Source organism: Binatus sp. (SeqCode) (genome assembly GCF_050013435.1).
GTDB lineage: Bacteria > Desulfobacterota > Binatia > Binatales > Binataceae > Binatus.
In genome coordinates this window covers 1-3,200 of the sequence record NZ_JBEKFG010000144.1, presented here as the reverse complement: position 1 = coordinate 3,200, position 3,200 = coordinate 1, and the positions used below count along the sequence as shown (strand labels likewise).

2 protein-coding genes and 1 pseudogene are annotated in these 3,200 nt (G+C 64.2%); all 3 read left to right on the top strand.

The features are described from left to right. On the top strand, positions 1-2,051 hold a 2,051-nt coding region (gene glnD, locus ABSB13_RS16955; protein ID WP_428110529.1), incomplete at its 5' end, for a [protein-PII] uridylyltransferase. Beyond that, complete coding sequence (locus ABSB13_RS16950) at positions 2,048-3,010, top strand: tyrosine recombinase (protein ID WP_428110527.1); 963 nt, start codon at positions 2,048-2,050, stop codon at positions 3,008-3,010. The genes glnD and ABSB13_RS16950, both read left to right, overlap by 4 nt. 1 nt (position 3,011) lies before the next feature. Further along, positions 3,012-3,200 (top strand): annotated as a pseudogene (locus ABSB13_RS16945) (site-2 protease family protein); the annotation flags it as partial.

The window sequence follows — 3,200 nt, the reverse complement described above, 5'->3', positions numbered from 1 at the left end:
GCGAAGGCGGGCTGCGCGATCTTCACACCGCGATGTGGCTGGCCAAGGTCAAATACAAAGTGCATTCGCTCGAAGAGCTGGTGCAACGGGCCGTCATCACCGAGCCTGAAGCGGCCGAAGTGATCGAGGCGCGCGATTTTCTCTGGCGGGTGCGCAATTCGCTGCATTTTTTGACCGGGCGCCATTTCGATCAGCTCACCTTCGAGATGCAGGAACGGATCGAGCCGCTGCTGGGCTTCCAGCCCGAGGAAGGACAGGCGGCGGGTTCCGCTTTGATGCGCGCGTACTACCAGCACGCCTCGACGGTCCATCGCTTTGCCGAGGGGCTGATCGCGCGGGTGACCGAGAACAGTCCCGGCGGGCGGTTTTTTCGGCGCACGCCGACCCGCAAGATTCGCCCCGGGGTAATCGTTCAGCGTAATCTGCTGAGCATCGCCGAGCCCGATTTTTTCAAACGCGATCCGCTCAACCTGATCACGATCTACGCGGACTGCCAGGCGCAGAACGTGAGCCTTTCAGGCAGCGGCTACCAGTTGGTGCGCGACAATCTCGAATTGATCGGCGACGAGATGCGCAAAGACCCGCGCGTCGGCGCCGCCCTGATGACGATTCTGTCGGCGCGCCAGCGCGTTGCCGAAACGCTCGAAGCGATGCATCTGTCGGGCGTGCTCGGCGCGATAATCCCCGAGTTCGGCAACCTCTACGCGCGCGTTTTGCACGACCTCTACCATATCTACACTGTTGACCGGCATTCGCTGGTGGCGGTGCGCGAACTCGAACGCCTGCGCACGGGAGAATTCAAGGATCCCACTCCTCTGCTCACCGAGGTCGCGCGCGAACTCGACCACCTGCCGCTGGTGTTCCTGGCGCTGCTGCTGCACGACATCGGCAAGGGCCACGGCCATGACCATCATGAGCGCGGCGCCGGCCTGACCGCGGAAGTGTCGCAGCGGCTTGGACTGAACAGCGAGGAAATCGACCTGGTCGTGTTCCTGGTCCGCAACCATCTGATGATGTCCCAGGTCGCGCAGAAGGGTGACCTTGACGATCACACTACGGTCGAGGAATTTGCGCGCACCGTCGGCTCTATCGATCGCCTCAAGGCGCTCTACCTGCTCACCTATGCCGACATGCGCGCGGTGGCGCCAAAGGTTTACAACAATTGGCGCGACATGCTGCTGGGCGATCTCTACATGCGAGCGCTCAAGGTCCTCGAGCAGGGCGATCGCGAGGCGGTCGATCCCGCGCGCCGGCTGGCTACCGTCAAGGCTGCCGTCCGCGCGACTCTGCTCGCCGCCGCCGCGCCGGACCGCGACGTCACCGAGTTCCTCGCCCAGATGCCCGACCGCTATTTCTTCACCGTGCCCGAAACCGACATTCCGCTGCACTTCGATCTGATGCGCTCGCTCGAGGACCGTCCGCTGGTCTGCCGCATCAGGCATTTCCCCGAGCTGGAGTTCAGCGAGTTTATCGTCGTGACGCGCGATCAGCCGGGACTATTCTCGATGATCGCGGGTGCGCTGACCGCCAACAATCTCAATATCCTGTCGGCCCGAATCACCACCCGCACCAACGGCGTCGCGATGGACGTGTTTCGCGTGTCACATCAGATGGGCGCCGGCTCGATGGCGATGGAAGACGACCGCTGGCTGCGCGTCGAGCGCGACCTCGAGCGCGTCATCACCGGCCAGCAGGACATCGCGGGACTGGTCGCCGCGGCGCATCATGTGCAGAGCGCCGGCCGCAAGTTCGTGCGCCACGTGCCGACCGAGGTCACGGTGGACAATCGCAGCTCCGAGCAGTTCACCGTGATTGACGTATTCACCCAGGACCGCGTCGGACTGCTGTTCGCGATCACCCACACACTCTACCGGCTCGGCCTGCTGATTCACCTCGCGCGCATCTCGACCAACGCCGATCAGGCGCTCGATGTCTTTTACGTGAGCGATCGCGCGGGCGGAAAAATCGAGGATCTCGATCGGATGCGGGAGCTGCGCGCCGCCCTGCTCGAAAAGGTCGAACAGAATCCCGGCGAAGGAGCAACCGCGTGAGCACCGCCGGCTGGGACGAGCTGATCGATCGCCATTTGTCGCGCCAGGCCGTCGAGCGCGGGCTCAGCCGTCATTCGATGGACGCATACGCGCATGACCTCAGCGTTTTTCAATCGTGGTGCCGCACGGCCGGGCTGACGCCGTCGCAACTCGACGCCGCCACCCTGACCGCGTACCTCGAAGCGCTGGCGGATCGCGGCTTGGCGGTCAGTTCGCAGCGCCGCCATCTCGCCAGTCTGCGCGGGCTTGCGCGCGAGCTGGTGGACGAGAAAATCATCGAACGCGATCCGGCGCCGGCCCTGAAGCTCAGGCCGCATCCGCGCAAACTCCCGCGCACCCTGTCGCCCGCCGACGTTGGAAATCTCATCGCCGCGATCGACGCGCGCGATGCCCGCGGATTGCGCGACCGCGCGATGCTCGAAATGGCTTACGGATGCGGGCTGCGCGTTTCGGAACTGGTCGGCCTGCAACTGCATCAGGTAAATTTCGCGGCCGGCGCCGTGGTCGTGCTCGGCAAGGGCAGCAAGGAGCGGATGGTGCCGATGGGTGGCGCCGCGATTCGCGCGCTGAACGTCTACTTGGAGCGGCGCGATGAAATTCTCAATCCGGCCGGCGACGGGACCCGCGCCAGGAAAACAGTTCCGCGCCGCGTCTCCGCGGTTTTCATTACGAGACTCGGCCGCGCGATGACCCGGCAGGGATTTTTCAAGGCGCTCAAAGGATGGGCCGCCGCCGATCCGCGTCTGGCATGGGTCAGCCCGCATACCTTGCGCCATTGCTTCGCCACGCATCTGCTCGAGGGCGGCGCGGATCTGCGCGCCGTGCAGGAGATGCTCGGCCACAGCGATATCTCGACCACGCAGATCTACACTCATCTCTCCAAGAGCCACCTGCGCAAGGTGCATCGCACCTTTCATCCGCGCGCGACTCGCGCGAGCATGGCGGAGGGCACGGACTGACTTGGGCGATCTGAACGGAAGCATCGCGACCATCTGCATAGTCGCGCCGGCGATCCTCTTCGCGATCATCGCGCACGAGGTTATGCATGGCGTGGCAGCGCTGTGGCTTGGCGATGATACCGCGCTTCGCGCCGGACGGCTCACGCTGAATCCGATTTCACACGTCGATCTCTTTGGGACGATTATCCTG